This window comes from Gordonia sp. GN26, assembly GCF_054823965.1.
In genome coordinates this window covers 1-19,724 of record NZ_JSYC01000056.1, presented here as the reverse complement: position 1 = coordinate 19,724, position 19,724 = coordinate 1, and the positions used below count along the sequence as shown (strand labels likewise).

The window sequence follows — 19,724 nt, the reverse complement described above, 5'->3', positions numbered from 1 at the left end:
ATCTACGCCGAAACGGTCGAATTCGTCACTCACCGTTTCCCAGGACGCGTTTTCTGTGCCACACTTGGCGGGCGGTCATCAGTTTTGGTGGCTGCTGAACTGAAGAAAGAAGTACAGCAGTATGGCACAGGGAACCGTCAAGTGGTTCAACGGCGAAAAGGGCTTCGGCTTCATCGCACCCGACGATCAGGGCGCCGATGTTTTCGTCCACTACTCTTCGATCACCGGTAGCGGCTTCCGCAACCTCGAAGAGAACCAGCGCGTCGAATTCGACGTGGAGCAGGGCCAGAAGGGCCCCCAGGCAACCAACGTCAGCGCGCTCTAAGCACACCTGACTTCACGAAGCGCCTCATCCGGCTCCGGCCAGATGGGGCGCTTCGTCGTTTCCCGGACCTGCGGTAAAATCTGCTGCCGCACAGCCTTTTTCGCTACCGAAGTGCGCGCGGGAGACGGGACACCGGGACGACACCCGTACCCTCGAGAGTCGCCGAGGACAGGATTCCGACAACACGACCCCGGCTGTCCCGGACACCCGCGCCGCTGTCGCCCGACTCCGAACGCAAGCTCGTCTGAACCGAATACGAGTCGTGGCTCGTCAGAAACGGCGGTGCGAGCGAGAAGCCGTGCGAGGTGCGCAGCACCTCCGCCGGATCGGTGACCTTGCCGGTTCCGTAGCCCGTGGTGATACCCGACTTCCAGACCAGCTGTCCCCGGTGGAACTTCGCATCCCAGTCCACCGTGTCGATCCGGGCCGAGGTCCGCGGAGCCAATCCGACGACCGCGATGTCGAGCCGTTGGCCGATGCGATTGGCGGTGATCGTCCCGATCTTCCTCCCCGTGCGGTCGTGGACGGCCCGGCCCACGGCCCCGCAGTGTCCCGCGGTCAGCGCCTTCTTGGCGGAGATGACCGCACCGAGGGTGCAACTGTTCGAGGTCAGGACCGTGTCGTCGATGCTGATCGCCATTCCCGACCGCACCGTCGGCGTGGCCGCGTCCGCCGCCACCGCGGGCGTCGTGACCAGAGCCGCCGAGACGCCCAGCGCCGTCAACGCACGAAATCGCATCCCCATACTTCCTCCCCAGGCAACCTGCTCAGCCTAACCGGGCGGGGATCTTCGGCGCCGGGGAGTGTCGCGCTCATCCGAAACCCGCCCCGCCCGTTGTAACCCACGACACAATGGGACCATGGCGGTCTCCGTCGGAGGAGCGGCCATGGGACACCGATGCTCGGAGCACACCGGTGCGGTGTCGACGACGATGACGTGAGGGTGATGCAGATGTCCGATCCCGTTCTGGTCCTGACCAAGGCGCGTACGTCGTGCGAGATGCATGCGGTCAAGGACTGGGCCGCAACCGCGTACCCGGACGCCGAGGTCCGCCAGGGCGCCGACGTCGACTTCGACGAACTGTCGCCGAACACTCTTCTCGTGCCGGTGCGTCCGGTGTGGCTCCCCGCGGTCCGCCAGGGCGAGCGACGGGTGACTCTCGGCGACGTCCTCGTGCTGTCGAACCCCCGGCGCCCGCTCGGCCTCATGCAGCCGATCATCCGCAAGCGCCGCCCCGACGCCCTTCGCGTGGTGGCCGGGGAACCCGCCACCATTGCCGAACTCCGCGAACGGCATGCACGCGATCAGGCCGAGGGCGAGCCCTTCGACCAGTACGTCCGGATCGCGGCGTCGGTCTCCGCAGAACGTGCCGAACGCCAGATCGCCGGCGACCGGTACAAGGTCCCGCGCCTGGTGGCCGAACAGATCAGCAGTTCGGCCAGATTCCAGAGCGGCGCCGCCAAACTCGCCGCCGAACTCGGCCGGCCCACGGATGCGGTCGTGTCCGAGGCGACCGACAAGCTGTCCGGGTTCGTCGCCACCCAGAGCCGGCTGATGGACGACATCTTCTCGGCGACATTCAACCGGCTGCACGAGCGCGCATGGAACATCACGGTCGACGTCGACACCCTGAATTCCCTACGGACCCTGAACAAGTCGACCGGTCTGGTCTTCCTCCCCTCGCACCGCTCCTACGTCGACCCGCTGGCCTTGGCAACGGTGCTGCGCAACAACGACTTCCCACCGAACCTCGTGCTGGGTGGCAACAATTTGTCGTTCTGGCCGGTGGGGCCCGTGGCCCGGCGCGCGGGGATGATCTTCATCCGCCGCAAGTTCGGGTCGGACCCGGTCTACAAGTTCGCGATGCGTTCCTACCTGGCCTACATCATCGAGAAGCGGTTCAATCTCGAGTGGTACATCGAGGGTGGCCGGAGCCGAACGGGCAAGCTGCGCAAGCCGATGCTCGGACTGTTGAACTATGTCGTCGATGCCGCGAGCCAGCTCGACGACGCCGATGTGACGATCGTGCCCACGTCGATCGTGTACGACCAACTGCAGGAGGTCGGCGCGATCGCCGCAGAGGACGCGGGCGGCGTCAAGAAGCCCGAGGGGGTCGGCTGGCTGTTGCGCTATGCCAAGGCCCAGCGCAGCCACCTCGGCGAGGCGAGAGTTCGTTTCGGCACGCCGATCTCGCTGAAGCAGACGCTGGACGAGGCCGGCGACGGACCTGCGCGTCTGGAGAAGGTCGCCTTCCGGGTGATGGACGAGATCAATTCGGCCACACCGATCACCGCGACCTCACTGGTCGGTTTCGCAGCACTGGGTGCACAGGATCGGGCGTACACACTGCCCGAGATCGAGGCCGTCCTCGCTCCCCTGCTCGACTACATCGACCGCCGTGGCCTCCCCGGACCCGATCCCGCACTGTGCCGCGGCATCGGGCTCGTCCGGACGCTGCGGGTGCTGGCCGGCAACGGCGTCGTGACCTGTTACGAGGGCGGTTCGGAACCGGTCTGGTCCGTCGTTCCGGAAAACCGGGCCGTCGCCGCGTATTACCGCAACGGCGCGCTGCATCATTTCGTCGACCGCGCGATCGTCGAGATGGGTCTGCTGGCGCTGGCCGAGGGTGAGGTCAAAGCCGGCAGCACCCCGATCCGGAGCAACCACGTCGGTTCTCCGCCGGCACCGGACGAGGAATTGCTGACCGCTGCGCAGCGCGAGGCCCTACGAATCCGCGATCTCCTGAAGTTCGAGTTCTTCTTCCCGCCCAAGACCGAATACCTGCATCGACTCGGCATCGAACTCGATCTCCTCGCCCCCGGTTGGCGAGCGGTCACCCCCACCCAGGAGTGGACCTACGAAGTGCTGCACGGCCACACGGGAGCACTCTTCGCGCGACGCACACTCCAGACCTTCTTCGACGCCCAGCTCGTGGTCGCGACCAAGCTGGTGGAACTGGGCAACACCGCCCAGGAGAAGGATGCCCTGATCGCCGACTGCCTCGGACTCGGACGTCAACTGGCGTTGCAAGCCGTTCTGCGCAGCAAGGATTCGGTGTCGAAGGATCTCTACGACGGGGCCTACCGCCTGGCCGACAACCGCGGCCTCATCCACGGCGAGGACATCGTGGATCTCCGGGCCGCCCGTCAGGACTGGCTCGACGAGGTCGAACTCATGCGCGATCGGCTCGCCCGTATCGCCGCGATCGAGGAGCTGCAGCCTGTTGTCGTCGACGACGAGGAGCAGCAGTGAGTGCCTTCACCGACCGCATGCGGGCCATCCGTTCCGCGCCCACGGGCAAGAAGGTGGCCGCCCTCTTCGACTACGACGGCACGCTGATCGAGGGGTTCTCCGCCGCCGCCATCATGCGGGCGCGACTGCGCAGCATGGACTTCGGATTCGGGGAGCTCGCCGACTTCCTGGTTATCGGACTACGCGGCGTCATGTCCGAACAGGATTACGCCGAGGTCCTGGCGGCCACGCGGCCGACCTTCGCGGGCAAGACCTACGCCGAACTCATCGCCTTCGGCGAGCACCTGTTCAAGTACGAGACCGCGGCCAAGCTGCGTCCCCAGATGTGGCAGATCCTGCGCGCGCATCGCGAGATGGGACACACCATCGTGATCGCGTCGTCGGCGACCCGCTTCCAGATCGAACCCATCGCCCGCGAGATCGGTGCGGACTTCGCGCTCGCGACCGACGTGGAGGTCGTCGACGGGGTGGTCACCGGGAACATCAAGGGACGCCCGCTCTGGGGTCCCGGCAAGGCAGCCGCCGTCCGGGAGTTGGCTCGCGCAAACGACATCGACCTCGACGCGTCGTTCGCCTACAGCGACGGCAACGAGGACATCCCGTACCTGGAGTCGGTGGGCAACCCGGCGGCGATCTCGCCGCGCCGAATCCTGCGGGCGGAGGCCGAGTCCCGCGGCTGGCCGATCATCGACCTGAAGAACCCCACCTACAATCGGCTCGGGTCGCTGGCCCGGACCGGCGCGTTCTACAGCTCGTTCGTCGCCTCCGCCGCCGTCGGTGCGGCCGCGGGCCTGATCCGTCGCGATCCGCACGCGCTCGTCGAGGCACTTCCCACCGGGAACGACATCGGCTTGTCCCTCGCCGGTGTCCACGTCCAGGTCCTCGAGGGCGGCGAGTACCTGTTCTCCGATCGACCCTGCGTCTTCCTGTTCAACCATCAGTCGAAGCTCGACCTGCCGGTCATGATCAATCTGGTTCGCACCGACGCGACCGGCGTCGCCAAGAAGGAGGTGCAGCGCGTCCCGGTGCTCGGTGAGATCCTGCGGCAGGCGGGACTCGTCTTCATCGATCGGGCCGACCGGGGCAAGGCGATCGAACAGCTGGCACCGGCGGTCAAAGCGCTTCGCGAGGACGGCCTGTCGCTGGTCGTCTCGCCGGAGGGGACCCGATCCCCGACGCCCCGGATCGGGCCGTTCAAGAAGGGCCCGTTCCACATCGCCATGCAGGCCGGCGTCCCGATCGTTCCCGTCGTGTTACGCAACACCGGTGAATTGATGTGGCGCGGTGCGCAACTCATCCGGCCCGGTACGGTCGAGGTGATGGTTCTGCCGCCCATCGACACCAGCGACTGGACGGCCGACGAGATCGGCGCCCGCGCCGAGGAGGTTCGCCAGATGTATGTCACGGCGCTCGCCGACTGGCCGCTGGAGTCGTTCGTCGACGACTCCGTGGACTCGCTGCGCACACCGTCTCACGAGGAGGACTGACGATGGCCGACGACGCTGATCTCACCGAAGGCGCCGACCGCCCCCTGGACTGGGCGAGCGACCCCCACATGAGCGCCGTGGACACCATCATGTGGCGCGGCGACACGGATCGTCGTATGCGCGGCACGATCTGCATGCTGGAGATCTACGACTGCGATCCCGACTGGGACCGGCTGGTGGCCGCCCACGAGTGGGCGAGCCGGATGGCACCGCGCTTCCGTCAGCGGGTGGTCGACTCCCCCTTCGGCACCGGAACCCCCAGCTGGGCAGTCGATCCCGACTTCGATCTGCACTACCACCTGCGCCGGATCAGCCTGGGCGGCGACGGCAGCATGCGGGAACTGCTCACCACGTGCGAGCAGCTGGCGATGACCGCGCTCGACTCCGCACGCCCGCCGTGGGAGGGCTACCTGATCGAAGGGTTGCCCGACGGCAAGGCCGCCTACTTTCTCAAGGCGCATCACGCCCTCACCGACGGACTCGGTGCGATCCTCGGCCTGGCGCAGCTGCATTCGCCGACGCGGGAGCACAATCCGAGCAAACCGCAACCGCCGAGCCCCGACCCGGTGAACATCACGCCGATCGACCTGATCCAGCGACAGATCACCGAAGAGGTCCGCCGGGTACCGCACCGCCTGGACACCACGTTCCGTGGCATCCGTGCGCTGACGAATCCGCGCCAGGCGCTGAGTACCGCTCTGCGCTACGGCCGTTCGGTCCCGCGGGTGGCGGGCCTCGTCAGCCCTCCTGGTTCTCCGTTGCTGGCCCACCGCAGTCTGTCGTGGCGGTTCAGCGCCTTCGAGGTGCCGTTCGCCGATATGAAGGCCGCGGCGACCGCGGCCCGATCCTCGATCAACGACGTCTACCTCGCCGGGTTGATCGGCGGATTCCGCCTGTACCACGAGAAGATGGGCACGCCCATCGAGACGATGCCGGTGGCCATCCCGATCTCGGTGCGCCGTCCCGAGGATCCTGCAGGTGGTAACCGCATCGCGGTGGGTCGCCTGGCCGGGCCGGTCGGTATCGCCGACCCCTTCGAACGCGTGCTCACCATCCGGGAGCAGGTCCGCCAGGCCCGCCACGAACCGGCGGTCGACATCTTCAACACCCTCGGCTCGGTGATGGCCTGGCTGCCCGGCACGGTCCTGATGCGGTTCAGCGGCACGACGAGCCAGAACGACCTCCAGGCCAGCAACGTCCCCGGAATCCCTTGGGAGACCTACGTCGCCGGCGCCAAGGTCGAGCGCATGTTCCCGTTCGGCCCGCTGCCCGGTTGCGCCATGATGGCCACGATGATCACTCACAACGGAACAGCCTGTCTCGGGATCAATTCCGACGGCGCGGCGGTCACCGACCAGGAGTTGTTCGCCGAGTGCCTGGTCGCCGGATTCGGCGAGGTCCTCGCGCTGGCCGCGGACGACGACGTGACGCCCGGCGAACTGAAGCGGGTGGTGTGAGGCGACCACCGGCATCGAGGATGCGACTTCGATCGCGGTCTCGTCGTCGAAGTGACGTCTGGGGGTCGGACCAGTTCGGCGACAACGGGGTACAACCGTGACGACGTTCATGCTGGTACTCGTTCTCACGACCGGCGTGATCGCGTCGGCGTGCGCGGTCATGGCGGCGTTCACCTACCTCCGCCGAGGCCGCGACCCGGTCGGCGCCGACCGCGGCGCCCGGCGATGGCTACTCGGCGTCGCGATCTTCGGGATCAGCGCGCTCGTCCTGCGGTTCGTGTGGCTGCTGCTGCTCTGAGTCGGCACCTCACCGGAAGTACGGTTCGTCCTGCACCCAGTTGAATCCCCGGCTCCGCAACGTCATGGCGTCGTGGTCCATCCGGTGGGCCACGATCACCGTCGGAGTCCCGTCGAGGTCGCCGGATAGCACGAGGGTGCCGTAATCGGGGCGGCCTATGTCGAGCACCGCGGGCGGCTCCTCGACCAGAAGCGATGATCCGTCGACCTCTGTCGATACGGGGACGAGAGCGCCGTCCATCATCTGCAGTGTCGTCGCCCCGCCGGAGTCGAGGACAATCCGTTGCCAGCGCTGGTCGTCGGTGGTCAGCGGAGGTAGCGCCCGGCCATCGACGCGGAAGTCCTGCACCGACCAGATGCCGTACAACTCCGGCTTCGGTGCGCCGCCACCGTGTTCTCGGTAGTCCGACCAGCTGGACGTCGCTGCTCCGATCGCCACCCAGATCCCCACAACCACCTGGGCGACCGCCGCCCACCTGTTGAGGTGGTCGCGGGTGAACAACGCAGGGACGGTGAAGGGTGTGGCGGAACGGCCGAAGACGAACAGCTCCACCATGTTCCGGGCATACGGGGCCAACAGGATGAGCGAGAACAGGACCAGGTGAAACGACAGGATCTTCACCGGGACGTCGAAGGTCATGTTGAGGATGAACACCTGGACCATCGCAACGAAACTGACCAGCGCCCCGAGGATCGCGGTGCGGGACCAGAACAGCAGGAGGCCGCCGAGAACCTCGACGCTGCCGAGCAGCATCTCGTAGACCGGGGAACTCCCCACCTGCATCCACAGCACCGACGCCGGGCTGAAGTCGCCGTAGGGTTCGAGGAGCGTCGCGAGCGGTGGTTGGGGCATCTGCGTCGGGATCAACTTGGCGAAGCCGTAGTCGAGCATCTGGCCACCGAGCGCGAACCTGATGACGAGCATGGTCCACGCCCACAGGCGCGAGTAGTCGCGGCGTCTCCGGTCGACGACCGACCAGATGATGGTCGCGACCACTGCCACCACCGCGATCAGCAACCAGAGAATCCAGAACGCCGCCTGGTCACCGCTGCCGGAGTTCGTGAGCACCGCGTCGACGCCGAAAACGTTCCGCCCCAGCGCCTCCAGTACCGGGGCGAGCAGCCCCAGCTGCCAGAGCGCCAAGCGCTCGGGCAGGAACCCGGTGAGTACCCCGAAGAACACGAAGCTGATCTGGGAGAGGGCCAGACAGAACAGCGCGGTGTAGACGAAGACGAAACGGAAGGCCAGCTTTCTCGCGGCGCTCCATTCCGGCGATGTACCGGGAGGTGTCGTCGCCGAGGTCGGGGAAGAGACCGACTCTCGGATGGTGGTGTCGATCGCAGTCATAGTGCGACGCTAGGCCCGCGGTGTGATCCGACACATCAGGGAAGTCGCCCAACCCACCCCGAGATTTCCGGTGCGGGTCCTCAGGGAAAAGCCGAGCGCATGACTCGATGCCGACGACCGGGACACCGGGCTCACCGGAAGTACGGCTCGTCCTGCACCCAGTTGAATCCCCTGCTCCGCAATGTCATCGCGTCGTGGTCAAGCCGTTGGGCGACGATCGTCGTCGGACTCCCGTCGAGGTCGCCGGACAGCACCAGGGTGTCGTGGTCGGGACGGTCGACGGCCAGGGATGCGTGCGGTTGTTGCATCTGCAGTGTGCCGTCGGCGATCTCGGCCGACACCGGAACCAGTGCGCCGTTCATCATCTGGAGTGTCGTTGCACCACCGATGTCGAAGACCACACGCTGCCAACGCTTCTCGTCAGTGGTCAGCGGCGGCACTAGCTGGTCGTCGACCCGGAAGTCCTGGACCGACCAGATTCCGTACAGCTCCGGCTTCGGGGCTCCGGCGCCGTACTCCTGGTAACCGGCCCAACTGGTCTGGGCCGCACCGATCGCCACCCATATGCCCAGAACCGCCTGGATTCCCGCCACCCACCGGTTGAGTTTGTCCCGCGTGAACAGCGCGGGCGGGTCGACAGGGTGCGCTGATCGCCCGAACACGAACAGATCCAGAAGGTTTCGCATCTGCGGCGCCAGCAGGATGAGCGAGAAGACGACCAGATGGAACGACAGGATCTTGACCGGGACGTCGAAGGTCATGTTCAGGATGAACACCTGGACCATCGCCACGAAGCTGACGATCGCGCCGAGCGTCGCCGTGCGGGTCCAGAAGAGCAGCAGGCCGCCGATCACCTCGACGCTGCCGAGCAGCACCTCGTAGATCGGCGAACTCCCGACCTGGAGCCACAGCACCGATGCCGGGCTGAAGTCCCCGAAGGGTTCGAGCAACGCGGCGAGGGGCGGCGGCCCCATCTGCGACGGGATGACCTTCGCGAACCCGTAGAACAGCATCTGTCCGCCGAGCGCGAGTCGAAGGAAGAGCGTCGTCCACGACCAGAGACGGGCGTAGTCGGACCGCCGCCGGTCGAGAATCGACCACAGGGCCGTGGCCACCACCGCGACAACGGCGATCAGGAACAGGTAGACCCAGATCGCGGTCTGGTCACCGCTTCCCGAGTTCAGATCGAGCACCGCCTCGACCCCGAAGAGGTTGCGGCCCAGCCACTCCACCACCGGCGCCAGCGCTCCCATCTGCCACACTATCGCGTTGTCCGACAACAGGTTTCCGAGTGCGCCGAAGAAGACAAACGTCATCTGCGCGAAGGTGAGGCAGAACAGCGCCGTGTAGGTGAAGGTAAACCGGAAGGCCACCTTCTTCGCGGGACCCCAATGGGCGGGGGTCGAACGGTCTCTGGTGAGGGCGGCCTCCGGATCGTGGGCCGTATCGATCACAGTCATGTGGCGACGCTAAGACGGGGAACAGTACCGCCACATCGGTGAAAGGACCGAGAGGACCCCCTACTTTCGGGTGAGTCCGGTTCCGGGGGCACTCTGTCTCCGCCGTGACCCCGGGCTCGGCCCGATGGGTGTCAGGGCCGCTCGGGAATCGAGCGCCCGGACTGGCGCGACCATTGCTCCGGGTCGTCGCGCAGCAACCGTGCACGGTCTTTTCGGCGGTATCGCCAGATCTGTATCGCGCCCAGTCCCCAGAGCAGGAACTGTGCGGCCATCGCCCAGGTGAACGCCTCGGCCGGGTAACCGTCGACGCCGTCCGGGGTTCGCCAGTCGAGGATCAGGCCGATCAGTCCCGCGGTGACGAGGGTCGCCAGGAAACCGGCCTGATTGATGAGCCCGGTGGCGGTGTTGGTGCGGGAGGCGGGGTTGGAGGTGCGGCCGAGGTCGAAGCCGACCATCGACGCGGGACCACCCATCCCGCAGATGATCACCAGGACGACGAGCAGCCAGAACGGCGCCGCGCCGGGCCACGCCAGTACCGCTGCCCAGGCAGTTGCGATGCTCGCGATCACCCCCAGGACCAACGTCGAACGGTGCCACGGTGATCGGGTGATCAGCCACGCGAACGCCGGACCGAATGCCATGATCGCGAGCACCATGATCGTCAACAGAAGACCCGCGGCGCCGGCGCTCAGGCCCTGGCTCTCCACGAAGAACGGGTAACCCCACAGCAGGCCGAGGACATTGGCGCTGAACGGTGTGGAGAAATGCATCCAGAAACCCAGGCGGGTCCCGGGGTGTTCCCACGATTCACCCAGACTCTGCCGGATACCCGTCCACCCGAGGATGGGGCCAGACACCGAGCGCGCCACCGGCGAATCGCGCACCACCACCAGCGTCGTCAACAGGAGCGCTGCCCCCATCGCTGCGGTGGCGAGGTAGGCGTGGGTCCAGCCCAGGGTCGACAGCGCCCACGTCATGGGGATCGCCGCCGCCACCGCACCCAACTGGCCGAGCACCCCGGTGAGCTGGGTCATCAACGGGATTCGCCTCGTCGGGAACCAACTGGTGACCAACCGCAGAACGCACACGAACGTCATCGCGTCGCCGATCCCGACGAAGAACCGCGACGACAGCGCCCACGGGTAGCTGTCGGCGAACGCGAAGCTGAACTGCGCGAGGGTGAGGATCAGCGTCCCGGTGAGCATCACCCGCCGCGGCCCGAACCGGTCGACCAGGAGTCCAACCGGAACCTGCATCAGGGTATAGACCAGGATCTGCAGCACCACGAAGGTCGACAGTTGCGACGCGGTGATGTCGAAACGCTCGGCCGCCAACAAGCCGGCCACCGCCAGCGACGACCGCTGGAGAACCGCGACGAAGTAGACCGTGAGAGCGACCAGCCAGATGACCATGGCCTGGGTCGAACGCGCGGGTGCGGTCATCGGTCGCCGACGTTCACGCGCACAGGATTCGTTCGGTCACCTCACCATTGTCGGGGTGGGCGCAAACGGTTTGACCGGCGACCCACCGCACGGGGGGTTCGCCGAACAGTCTCCGGCCTCGCCGACGAAAAGCGCCCCCGGTATGCGCCCTCGGTAGCGACGCCGACGACACTGTGTCGCCGGCGGTCCGCTGGAGGGTGGGTTCCGGGGGCGGATTTCGGCGGACGCGGGACTCTGCCCCGCGACTAGCCCCTCGCCATGTCGACGAACCGGCTGAGGTGCAGCTGGTGGGCGACGGTGATGGTGGCGGTGGGGCCGTTACGGTGCTTGCCGACGATGATGTCGGCCTCGCCGGCACGCGGGTCGTCGCGTTCGATCGAGTCGGGGCGATGCAGCAGGATGACCATGTCGGCGTCCTGCTCCAGCGAACCGGACTCTCGAAGGTCGGACACCTGCGGCTTCTTGTCGGTTCGTTGCTCGGGACCACGGTTCAGCTGGCTGATCGCGATCACCGGGACCTCGAGCTCCTTCGCCAGCAGCTTCAGCTGACGCGAGAACTCCGAGACCTCTTGCTGTCGGGACTCGACCTTCTTGCCCGACGTCATCAGCTGCATGTAGTCCACCGCAACGACTTTCAGGTCGTGGCGCTGCTTGAGACGACGTGCCTTGGCGCGGATCTCCATCATCGTGAGGTTCGGCGAGTCGTCGATGAAGAACGGCGCATCCGAGATCTCACCCATCCGACGGGCCAGCCGCGTCCAGTCGTCGTCGCTCATGGTGCCGGCACGCATGTCGGCGAGCTTGACCTTGGCCTCGGCCGAGAGCAGTCGCATGACGATCTCGGTCTTGCTCATCTCCAGCGAGAACATGGCCGCGGTGAGGCCGTGTCCGATCGCCGCCGAGCGCAGGAAGTCCATGGCCAGCGTCGAGTTGTGGGTGGGGACCATCGCCTCACCGGCGAGGTAGAGGTGCTCGTCGTTGTCGACCTCGACGCAGCGCACCGGCACCGAGTCCACCGGGCGAACCGCGACGACGCGGCGGACGCCGGCCTTGCGTCGGAGTTCCTTGTGCCGGATTGCCTTGTGGTGGACGGTGAACACGTCCTCGTCGGCGTCGACGCGCAGCCAACCGGTCGCCGAGCGCTTGTAGTTGAAGCCGAGACCGGCGACCAGGTCGGCGACGACCGCGGTCATGTGCCGGGTCGCGGCGGGCACGGTGATCCAGCCGTCGTCGTCGACGGTGGCGCGGGCGTCGAGCAGTCCGGCCAGCAGCGCCCGGCGCTGAGCGATCGAGCCGCGCAGGTACTCGTAGGGGATCCGTCCGCCGAGGTCGGCCATCAGCGTCATCACGTCGACGGGCCCTTCGGCGTCGATGCGCATGCTGATCTCGGGATTGTCGAACGCCATCCCCGCCAGCGCCGCGACGGTGTACGGGCCGTAGGCGAAACGCTTGCGCGGCAACTCGAGTGGCGCGCTGTTACGGATGACCGCACACCCCACATGGGCGCGCAGGCCTGCCGTCGTGACGACCTGACGCTCGCCGTCGATCTCGGCCGCCCACTGGTGCTGCTCGTCGGCGACCAGCACGGCGCCGTCGTTGAACTCGACCTCGTAGCAGGGACGCTCGGTCATCACGTCGGTCGCGGCGACCACCTTGGTGGGCCGGCCGTGGGCGTCGAGGAGCTCGTCGCCCACCCCGACCTTGCCCATCGTCGTCCAGCCCGAAGGCGTGGGCAGCGGGGTATCGAGGGCGAGCGCCTTGCCGACGCCGGGTCGTGCGGCCACGATGATCATCTGGCCCGGGTGGAGACCGTTGGTCAGCTTGTCGAAGTCGGCGAAGCCGGTCGGCACACCCAGCGAGATGCCGCCGCGCGAGGCGATGGAGTCGATCTCGTCCATCGTCGGCTGAAGCAGCTCTTCGAGCGGGAGGTAGTCCTCGGCCTGACGGCGTTCGGTGACCTCGTAGACCTCGGCCTGGGCGCGGTCGACGACCTCGGCCACATCCTGGCCGTCGTTGCCCGCGTAGCCGTACTGCACGATGCGGGTACCGGCGGTTACCAGACGGCGCAGGATGGCTTTCTCGGCCACGATCTCGGCGTAGTAGCCGGCGTTGGCGGCCGTGGGCACTGTCGAGATCAGGGTGTGCAGATACGGCGCGCCACCGATGCGCTTCAGTTCGCCCGATCGCTCGAGTTCGGCGGCGACGGTGACCGCGTCCGCGGGTTCGCCCTTGCTGTAGAGGCTCAGGATCGCCTCGAACACCGCCTGGTGCGCGGGCCGATAGAAATCGGCCGTACGGATCTTCTCGACGACGTCGGCGACAGCGTCCTTGGACAGCAACATGCCGCCGAGCACGGATTGCTCGGCAGCGAGATCCTGCGGGGGTTGCCTACCGAAGTCCTCGGTAGGTGGGGCGTCGTCCCCGCCTCGACCTCGACCTCGTTCTTCCCGATCGCCGGCGGCAGGACCGTGCCCGCGGTCATCCACAACAGCCACGTGTGTCTAACCTCTCGCATACGCTCGCACCACTCGCCCTGACGAGTGGTTACGACCTCTGTGGTGTCGGCCCCGGCAGGCCACCTCGCGAGTCTCCGGTGTCGACGTACTGCTCTGTCTCTTGCTCTGTCCGTCTCTTTCCTATCGGGACGCTCCGACAACGACTGCCGGCGGGCGCGCGAAAACAGGACTGAGACCTGAGCCGTGACACTAAGACCTCCGACACGACGACTCAAACCGGGCTGTTGATGAATCTGGGGAGGACTTGTGGACGACGTGTGAATGAGCGGGGGAGCGATTGTGCACCCGTTGTGGACAACCTGAGGAATTCGGGTGTGAACAACTGTGTTTGACCAGGTCAGCGCGCGCATTGATTTCCACAATCAAGAAACTGAAATTCCTTCGCCACTCTTCGGCGCGTCGTCACTTGGGCGTGTTGCGACGACCGTTCAAGTACGAGTGGCGAACAATTCGGTGAATTTACCGAGTGATCTGCGTAACAGCCGGTCACGCAGGTGCTCAGCTGCGCGCCTTCTCGCCGGATAGCCGACCGCGACCCGAATCCATGTGATGCAATGTCGATCGTGTCGAGGTTGGGGTTGGGAACCGGGGTCATCCGTCGAACGGTCGGTGCGGTGGCCGCGCTGACGGTCGCGACCGGGATCGCATTGGGAGCGCCTGCGGCGAACGCCGCGCCCGGTCCCACGATGCCCGTCGAATTCGACCTGTCGCGGTACCAGCCTGTCGATCCGACGACCTTCCGCTCGATCGCCTACGGGGACAACGGACGCTCGTTCTTCACCACCGGACGCTGGATGTGCCAGATCGGGCAGGCCTACCGCTACGTGGGTTGTCAGGGCCGGCCCGCGACCGCCCCGCCCACCGCGACCGGCGCCGCCATCACGGCGGACCAGCAGGGCCCGTGGTGGGTCAACCGAGACCAGACGTACCGCTTCGGTTCGAAGACCGGGTTCCGGCCACCGGTACTGGGCGTCGGCAAACGGGTCACCATCGCCGGGGTCACCTGCACCGTGCCGCGGCGCGACGTCGTCGCCTGCCGCACCGGCGAGCGGGCGTTGATCTTCACCCCCGCGTGGCACAAGTTCTTCTTCCCGTCCTGGGACACCCTCGGACCGGGCAACAACGCCGTCGCCCACAGCGCCAATCCGGCGCCCCGTTACCTACCGCCGCGGCTGCAGTACTGGAATCAGTTGCCCGCCAACCCACCTGCGCCGAAGTAGGAGACCTCGATACGCAGCGTCCTCGCTGCGCTCGGTCGTTGCTACTCGGCCGGCGGAGGGATGGTCAGCGCTACTCGGCCGGCGGAGGATGGTCAGCGCTCCTCGGCCGGCGGAGGATGGGCAGCGCTCCTCGGCCGCAGGTCAGACACGACAAAGGCCGGGTGGAATCTCTTCCACCCGGCCTTTGTGTGTTCGACGCTGGGGTCAGCCTGCGGCGACGACGGCGAGCTGCACGGTTGCCGAGACCTGCGGGTGCAGGGTGACGGTGACCGGGTAGCTACCGGTGGCCTTGATGTGACCCTTGGGCAGCACGACGTTGCGCTTGTCCACGACGGGTCCGCCGGCGGTCTTGATGGCACCGGCGACGTCTGCCGCGGTGACCGAACCGAACAGCTTGCCCGAGTCGTGGGTCTTGACGTCCAGCGAGACTGCGTCGAGGCCCTCGAGGGCCTGCTTCAGCTCGTTGGCGTGCTCGAGACCGCGAACCTCGCGGGCCTCCTGCGCACGGCGGATGCCCTCGACCTGCTTCTCGGCGCCGCGGGTGGCCTTGATGGCCAGGCCGCGGGGCAGCAGGTAGTTGCGGCCGTAGCCGTCCTTGACCACGACGATGTCGCCGGCTTCGCCGAGGTTCTCCACGGCGGCGGTGAGGATGAGCTTCATGTCAACTGATCCTTTCCGCTTATCGGCTGGTCGAGGTGAAGGGCAGCAGGGCCACCTCACGCGAGTTCTTGACGGCCACAGCGACGTCGCGCTGGTGCTGCACGCAGTTACCGGTCACGCGACGCGAGCGGATCTTGCCGCGGTCGGACAGGAAACGACGCAGAAGCGCGGTGTCCTTGTAGTCGATGACGGCCTTCTTGTCCTTGCAGAAGCTGCACGCCTTGGTCTTGGTGACCTTTTCGACGCGAGGCTTCCGGCTGGCCTTTGCCTTTGCCATGTGTGTATTGCTCCAGTCAATGCTTCTTCGGGTTCGGTCACTGCCGTGCCCGAGGCTGTCCAGGACTGTTCACGCACGAAGCGTGATGTCCCGGGAGATATCAGAAAGGTGGTTCGTCGTCCCCGCCACCGAACGATCCGCCGCTGCTGGCAGGCGCGCTGCCCCAGGGATCGTCGGCGACCTGCTGGTTCGATCCGCCGCCGCGGCTACCGCCGCCGCCACCGGATCCGAATCCACCGCCGCCACCACCGCCGCCGCGCGAGGCGCGGTTGACCTTGGCGGTGGCATAACGCAGCGAGGGGCCGATCTCGTCGACCTCGAGTTCCACGACCGTGCGTCGTTCGCCTTCTTTGGTTTCGTAGGACCGCTGCTTGAGCCGTCCCTGCACGATCACCCGGGAACCCTTGGTCAGGCTTTCGGTCACGTTCTCCGCGGCGTCGCGCCAGATGTTGCAGCGGAGGAACAGCGCTTCGCCGTCCTTCCACTCATTGGTCTGACGGTCGAACGTGCGCGGGGTGGAAGCCACCGTGAAGTTGGCAACCGCTGCGCCGGACGGCGTGAACCGCAGTTCCGGGTCGGCGGTGAGATTGCCGATGACGGTGATGACCGTGTCGCCTGCCATGTGTGTTTCCCCTTGGGTCGTAGGTGGGCACTCGCTGATCGACATGCACCGGGATTTTCTGGGTCAACCCTAGAACCCGGTACCGACGTCTTCAGACGTTCAAGAAACCCTGTGGATTACTTCCGCAGGACCTTGGTGCGCAGAACCGACTCGTTCAGCTTCAGCTGACGGTCGAGCTCGGTAACCGTGGCGGGCTCGGCATTGAGATCGATGACGGCGTAGATGCCCTCATTGTGCTTGAGGATCTCGTAAGCAAGACGGCGCTTGCCCCAGATGTCGACACCATCCACCGAACCGCCATCCTTGCGGACAACATTGAGGAAAGTATCGAGTGAGGGTGCGACGGTGCGCTCGTCCAGATTCGGATCGAGGATGACCATCAATTCGTAGTGACGCATAAGACCACATCACCTCCTATGGGCTAGGTCGGCCACGGACTGTCCGTGGCAGGAGGGTCGCCTGCGTCGGCAACCGGTCCAAGATACATGACCAGGATGTTTTCCCGGAAATCCGAGGTCGTGAGCACCGGCTCAGCGGCTGGTGACGACCGCGCACTTCGTGGCTCGTCGCTCGAGCTCCTCGCACGTCGCACCTCGCGGAGCAGGGATCGAACGCGACGACCTACTCTGTTGGCCATGTCGGAGCCGCGGACCAGTACGCCTCCGCGGCTCCCGTGGCTGTCCGGCCGCGGTGAGACCGCGGTCATCGTGCTGGTGTCGCTGCTGGCCACCGCGGCGACGATGTTCTGGAGTTTTCAGGCGAAGGCCCGCTGCGGCGGGGCGCCGTTCGACGCCGACGGTCGCAGTGCCAACTGGCCCTCCGGCGATCCCGGCGGTCTCATCCCCTGCTACTCGGACCTGATGTACCTGTGGCTCGGCCGCGACATCAACAACCACGTGTTCCCCTACATCCACGGCGGGATCACCGGGGACGGCACGTTGTTCGGCGGCGTCGTCGAGTACCCGGTGTTGTCCGGTCTGTTCATGTACATCGGGGCCATCGGCGCCGACACCGACACTGCCTTCTTCACCCAGTCCGCACTGCTGCTGGCACCGTTCGGATTCGCGAGCACGGTGATGCTGGCGCTGATGGTCCGCTGGTGGGCGCTGCTGTGGGCGGCCACTCCCCCGCTGGTTCTGTACTCCTTCCACAACTGGGAGTTGCCGGTGGTCGCGACCGCGGTCACCGCGATCGCGGTGATGACGTGGGGCGGCTCGATCGATCCCGGCACGGGCCGACGACGACTCCCGCTGCGCACCTGTGCCGTGGTGGCGGCCGTGCTGCTCGCAATCGGGTTCTGCCTCAAGCTCTATCCCGGAATCTTCGTGCTGCCGTTGGCCGTCTACGTCCTGACCGGGGGCGCCGGTGGACTGCGCCGCGCCGGGCGTCGCGGCCTCGACTGGGTGGGTGCCGCATGGGTGGCCGGCGCCGCGGTGGTCACCGTCGTCGCTATCCAGTTGCCGTTCATGGTCCTCGGATTCGACGGCTGGAAAGCGGCACTGACGTTCCAGGGGCGGCGCCGCGCCGATGTCGACACCAACTCCATCTGGTACTGGGGTCTGCGCTATGTCACCGGGACGACGGACACCTACCACTCGGTCGTCGGGGTGGCGTCGCCGTTGCTGATCCTCGTCAGCTTCGCCGTGGCCATGTACCTGGGGTGGCGTCGCTACGAGCGGATCGGCGTCTTCCCCTGGATCGGTGTGAGCGGGGCGATGCTGGCCGGTTTCATGCTGTTCCACAAGGTCCACTCACCGCAGTACACGCTCTGGATCCTCCCGTTCTTCGTGCTCATGCGGGTCCGCTGGCAGGTGATCGCCGTCTACCTGCTCACCGACATCGCCCTCGACCTGACGATCTTCCGCCTGTTCCCCATCCGCGACGCCGGCGATCCCCTGCCCTGGTGGGTGCTCACCGGTGTCGCCGGCTCGGTGTGGGTGCACGCGGTGCTGCTCGTCTACCTGATCGGCACGCTCGCCCGCACACCGCTGCGGGAACCGCTCGCGTCGAGGACGATCCGCGCCCCGGGACCGGGTGATCGCCCTCAGGGCCCTGCGACCCGGCCGGTACCGGCCACGGACCGGGCCTGACATGAGTTCCTGGTTGGGCACGGGCCCACTCGTCGGAGAGCGGGTCACCCTTCGGCCGTTGACCGTCGACGACGCTCCGGCGCTCGCCCGCGTGGTCGGGGATGACCCGGACCGGTTCCGCTGGTCTCCCGGCGTCCCTGTCGACCTGACCACCGCCCACCGTTACATCGACGCAGCCAACGCCGACCCCGGTGTGCGCGTGGCGTTCGCAGTGGTCGACAACGACGACGGTCAGGTCGTCGGGTCGACGAGCTTCTACGAGATCGACCACACCCACCGGAGTACCTGCATCGGGTACACCTTCTATGCCGAACGCGTTCAGGGGACGACGGTCAACCCGACCGCGAAGTACCTGCTGCTGCGGCACGCGTTCGAGGAGTGCGGCGCGGTACGGGTCACCTGGCACACCCACGAGCAGAATGCGCGGTCGCGCGCCGCGATCGAGAAGCTCGGCGCCCGATTCGAGGGGTTGCTCCGCAAACACCGGCGGTTCGGTGACGGCTGGCGTACCACCGCGCTCTACGCGATGACCGACGACGACTGGCCGGCCGCCAAAGCTGTACTGCTACAGCGGATGTCCGCCTGATCCGGGCTCCCTGCCCTCGGGCTCCTTGGTGTGGTCGGGGTGACCGTGCGTCCGTCGATCCTCTTTCATCCGCGCCTCGTGGAGGTGTGCGATCCCGGCGGTCAGCTCGTTCCGCGCCCGATCGGCGTGCTCGCGCAGTGGTTGCCAGTAGGTGGAGTCGAACTCCTCGACGACCTGGAACGTCCAGCGGCCGTTGATGACATTGCGTCCGACCATCTCGGTCGCGAGCGCATCCGCGATGTCGGTGTGCCCGTCCTCGCGCAGTGCGTCCACGGCCTCCCCGAGCAACAGGTCTGCATGCCCGATGAGTTGGTGGAAACTGTAGAGATGGCCGCGGGCGCGCTCGACGTACTCGAGCGCCTCCCCCACCTTGCCGACCGCCTCTGCGGTGCTGTCCGGGATGTCCTTGCCACGCTCAGCCATATCCGGGTCATACCCACGACAGGCACGCCTCAACCCTCAGAGGCGACGGCCGAGGTAGCTGCCGTAGACGTAGTCCTCGTCGAACCCGCCGTTGATCTCACTGACCTCACCGTTGAGCGCCTGGCTGATCTTTCGACTCAATTCCCGGAATTCCGGTTGCGCCTCAGCGGATCTCGGCGCCAAAGCGGAAAGCGTGCACAACCAGCGGTGGACGACGCGCAGATCGTCGGTGTGAAACGCCCCGGGTTTGTCGGAGGCTCT

18 protein-coding genes and 1 pseudogene are annotated in these 19,724 nt (G+C 66.6%); 8 read left to right on the top strand and 11 right to left on the bottom strand.

The features are described 5' to 3' along the window. Positions 1-121 precede the first annotated feature (121 nt). Positions 122-325 carry a cold-shock protein gene (locus OK17_RS13655; RefSeq protein ID WP_005193773.1) on the top strand — a complete coding sequence of 68 codons (204 nt, stop codon included), beginning with the start codon at positions 122-124 and terminating at the stop codon, positions 323-325. Between the two features lie 103 nt (positions 326-428). On the opposite strand, the gene OK17_RS13650 is transcribed toward OK17_RS13655, so the two are convergent. Further along, positions 429-1,070, bottom strand: a complete 642-nt coding sequence (locus OK17_RS13650) for a trypsin-like peptidase domain-containing protein (protein WP_461417756.1) — start codon at positions 1,068-1,070, stop codon at positions 429-431. 201 nt (positions 1,071-1,271) lie between these two features. Here OK17_RS13650 and OK17_RS13645 point away from each other — a divergent pair, with 201 nt between their 5' ends. From OK17_RS13645 to OK17_RS13630, 4 genes are all read left to right on the top strand, one after another. Next, positions 1,272-3,578: a glycerol-3-phosphate 1-O-acyltransferase gene (locus tag OK17_RS13645; protein WP_461417755.1), complete on the top strand. Its 2,307-nt coding sequence runs from the start codon at positions 1,272-1,274 to the stop codon at positions 3,576-3,578. Continuing rightward, complete coding sequence (locus OK17_RS13640; RefSeq protein ID WP_232716858.1) at positions 3,575-5,065, top strand: HAD-IB family hydrolase; 1,491 nt, start codon at positions 3,575-3,577, stop codon at positions 5,063-5,065. Before OK17_RS13645 ends, OK17_RS13640 begins: the two co-directional genes overlap by 4 nt. Before the next feature lie 2 nt (positions 5,066-5,067). Beyond that, positions 5,068-6,522 (top strand): wax ester/triacylglycerol synthase domain-containing protein, encoded by a 1,455-nt coding sequence (locus tag OK17_RS13635; protein ID WP_461417754.1) that lies wholly within the window; start codon positions 5,068-5,070, stop codon positions 6,520-6,522. A 97-nt stretch (positions 6,523-6,619) separates the two neighbouring features. Continuing rightward, positions 6,620-6,820, top strand: a complete 201-nt coding sequence (locus OK17_RS13630) for a hypothetical protein (protein ID WP_406566988.1) — start codon at positions 6,620-6,622, stop codon at positions 6,818-6,820. Positions 6,821-6,829: 9 nt separating this feature from the next. On the opposite strand, the gene OK17_RS13625 is transcribed toward OK17_RS13630, so the two are convergent. From OK17_RS13625 to dnaB, 4 genes are all read right to left on the bottom strand, one after another. Then, entirely contained in the window at positions 6,830-8,167 is a 1,338-nt protein-coding gene (locus tag OK17_RS13625; RefSeq protein WP_461417753.1) for a DoxX family protein, read from the bottom strand. 131 nt (positions 8,168-8,298) lie between these two features. Continuing rightward, positions 8,299-9,627 (bottom strand): DoxX family protein, encoded by a 1,329-nt coding sequence (locus OK17_RS13620; protein ID WP_232716855.1) that lies wholly within the window; start codon positions 9,625-9,627, stop codon positions 8,299-8,301. Between the two features lie 131 nt (positions 9,628-9,758). Continuing rightward, the gene (locus tag OK17_RS13615; RefSeq protein ID WP_461417752.1) at positions 9,759-11,069 is read right to left on the bottom strand and encodes an MFS transporter; all 1,311 of its coding nucleotides are present in this window, start codon (positions 11,067-11,069) and stop codon (positions 9,759-9,761) included. A gap of 245 nt (positions 11,070-11,314) precedes the next feature. Continuing rightward, positions 11,315-13,564 (bottom strand): replicative DNA helicase, encoded by a 2,250-nt coding sequence (gene dnaB / locus OK17_RS13610; RefSeq protein WP_232716853.1) that lies wholly within the window; start codon positions 13,562-13,564, stop codon positions 11,315-11,317. 575 nt (positions 13,565-14,139) lie between these two features. Between dnaB and OK17_RS13605 the strand changes: the two genes are divergently transcribed. Beyond that, positions 14,140-14,805 (top strand): hypothetical protein, encoded by a 666-nt coding sequence (locus OK17_RS13605; protein WP_232716852.1) that lies wholly within the window; start codon positions 14,140-14,142, stop codon positions 14,803-14,805. Positions 14,806-15,009: 204 nt separating this feature from the next. On the opposite strand, the gene rplI is transcribed toward OK17_RS13605, so the two are convergent. From rplI to rpsF, 4 genes are all read right to left on the bottom strand, one after another. Continuing rightward, the gene (rplI, locus tag OK17_RS13600) at positions 15,010-15,465 is read right to left on the bottom strand and encodes a 50S ribosomal protein L9 (RefSeq protein ID WP_232716851.1); all 456 of its coding nucleotides are present in this window, start codon (positions 15,463-15,465) and stop codon (positions 15,010-15,012) included. 19 nt (positions 15,466-15,484) lie between these two features. Beyond that, complete coding sequence (gene rpsR, locus OK17_RS13595; RefSeq protein WP_005194109.1) at positions 15,485-15,742, bottom strand: 30S ribosomal protein S18; 258 nt, start codon at positions 15,740-15,742, stop codon at positions 15,485-15,487. A 100-nt stretch (positions 15,743-15,842) separates the two neighbouring features. Continuing rightward, complete coding sequence (locus OK17_RS13590; protein ID WP_006868586.1) at positions 15,843-16,364, bottom strand: single-stranded DNA-binding protein; 522 nt, start codon at positions 16,362-16,364, stop codon at positions 15,843-15,845. 116 nt (positions 16,365-16,480) lie between these two features. Next, positions 16,481-16,762: a 30S ribosomal protein S6 gene (rpsF, locus tag OK17_RS13585; RefSeq protein WP_004020660.1), complete on the bottom strand. Its 282-nt coding sequence runs from the start codon at positions 16,760-16,762 to the stop codon at positions 16,481-16,483. 237 nt (positions 16,763-16,999) lie between these two features. On the opposite strand from rpsF, the gene OK17_RS13580 reads away from it, so the two are divergent. Together OK17_RS13580 and OK17_RS13575 are read left to right on the top strand one after the other, a co-directional pair. Continuing rightward, positions 17,000-18,454 carry a hypothetical protein gene (locus OK17_RS13580; RefSeq protein WP_461417751.1) on the top strand — a complete coding sequence of 485 codons (1,455 nt, stop codon included), beginning with the start codon at positions 17,000-17,002 and terminating at the stop codon, positions 18,452-18,454. A gap of 1 nt (position 18,455) precedes the next feature. Then, a complete protein-coding gene (locus OK17_RS13575) occupies positions 18,456-19,040 on the top strand; it encodes a GNAT family N-acetyltransferase (protein ID WP_232716849.1) in 585 nt (194 codons plus the stop codon). Here OK17_RS13575 and OK17_RS13570 read toward each other — a convergent pair. Then, positions 19,020-19,463 carry a hypothetical protein gene (locus OK17_RS13570; RefSeq protein ID WP_232716848.1) on the bottom strand — a complete coding sequence of 148 codons (444 nt, stop codon included), beginning with the start codon at positions 19,461-19,463 and terminating at the stop codon, positions 19,020-19,022. The two genes, OK17_RS13575 and OK17_RS13570, sit on opposite strands and share 21 nt — an antisense overlap. Positions 19,464-19,499: 36 nt before the next feature. Then, positions 19,500-19,724 (bottom strand): annotated as a pseudogene (locus OK17_RS13565) (hypothetical protein); the annotation flags it as partial.